Here is a 1,489-nt window from a genome sequence, read left to right on the forward strand (position 1 = left end):
TTATATTTGAAAAAGTATTTGAGCCTATTAAACCAGGAGATGTACCGGCTACTTATGCATCAACTAATTTATTGCAAAAAGCTGTAGATTTTAAACCTAAAACTTCTATAGAAAAAGGTTTACAGGAATTTGCTAATTGGTATGTAGATTATTACAAAGTAAAATAATTAAAAGCATGGTTACTGAGCAGAGAATATACTAGTTATAGAATTTCATTCTTAGTATAATAGACTAAATTAGTTTTAGTATTATCTGGACATTTATTCAGAATAAATGAAAGAAGAGGTCTATAGTAATGAAAAAGAAAATCCTATTATGGATACTAGGGATTATAGGAGTAATGATTATAGGTGGAGGAGTATATGCCTATAATGTATATTCAAAAGTTTCAAAAACATTAGATGAGGTCCATAAACCATTAAAGCGTGACGAAGGTAATAAACAAGAAGAAAAAATTAGTAAATCAGCACCAGTTTCCATCCTATTATTAGGGGCCGATGAACGTGGTGAAGATAAAGGACGTTCAGATTCTTTAATGGTCATTACATTAAATCCTAAAAATAATTCAATGAAAACAGTAAGTATCCCCCGTGATACATATACAGAAATCGTTGGAAAAGGTAAAAGTGATAAAATCAACCACGCTTATGCATTTGGTGGCGTAGACATGTCTGTTGCAACAGTAGAAAAATTCTTAAATGTTCCTATTAATTATTATATTGAAGTGAATATGGAAGGTTTTAAAGATATCGTTGATGCAGTCGGTGGAGTAGATGTAAATAATGATTTAGAGTTTACACAAAATGGTCATCATTTTGCTAAAGGTAATGTGCACTTAACAGGTGATCAAGCGCTAGCATTTACACGTATGCGTAAAGAAGACCCGCGAGGTGACTTTGGTCGTCAAATGCGTCAACGCCAAGTGATGCAAGCTGTTATTAAGAAAGGCGCAACTTTCTCTTCTTTAACAAGTTATGGTGATGTGTTAACAGCAATTCAAAAGAATGTGAAGACAAATTTAACGCAAGATCAAATGTTTGATATGCAAAAGAATTATAAAGATTGTCTACAGAATAGTGAAGATATTCAAATCCCAGGTGACGGCCACAAAGCTGCTGATGGTATTTGGTACTACTATGTTCCGGATGCTGCAAAACAAGATTTAACGAATAAATTAAGAGCGCATCTTGAAGTGACTAAGTAGTATGTAATAACCCAACTCCTTTGGAAGGAGTTGGGTTTATTTTTGCATGGATTTATATTAGTATTATATATTGTGAGATTAATAGATGAGGTGAATCGATGAATAAGAAAGCAGTACTTGTCCTTGTTATTTTTGTATTGTTTGTTGCTTCGGTTGTGAGTGGTAAACTGTACTGGAATAAGAAGATTGCGAATGCAACAGGACAAACACAAACAAGTGAAGTAACGAAAACAAAAGCTGAAGTGAAAGATAGCGGAGCGAAGAAAGAAGAGAAAAAGGAAGAGA

1 protein-coding gene and 2 pseudogenes are annotated in these 1,489 nt (G+C 33.3%); all 3 read left to right on the plus strand.

Annotated elements, in window-relative coordinates:
- Window positions 1–167: pseudogene (locus tag MR167_RS31385) on the plus strand (NAD-dependent epimerase); the annotation flags it as partial.
- Between the two features lie 128 nt (window positions 168–295).
- A complete protein-coding gene (gene tagU, locus MR167_RS31390) occupies window positions 296–1,204 on the plus strand; it encodes a polyisoprenyl-teichoic acid--peptidoglycan teichoic acid transferase TagU (protein WP_000727149.1) in 909 nt (302 codons plus the stop codon).
- A gap of 98 nt (window positions 1,205–1,302) precedes the next feature.
- Window positions 1,303–1,489: pseudogene (locus tag MR167_RS31395) on the plus strand (SGNH/GDSL hydrolase family protein); the annotation flags it as partial.

The sequence above is a fragment of the Bacillus cereus group sp. BfR-BA-01355 genome (genome assembly GCF_022663675.1).
GTDB lineage: Bacteria > Bacillota > Bacilli > Bacillales > Bacillaceae_G > Bacillus_A > Bacillus_A thuringiensis_S.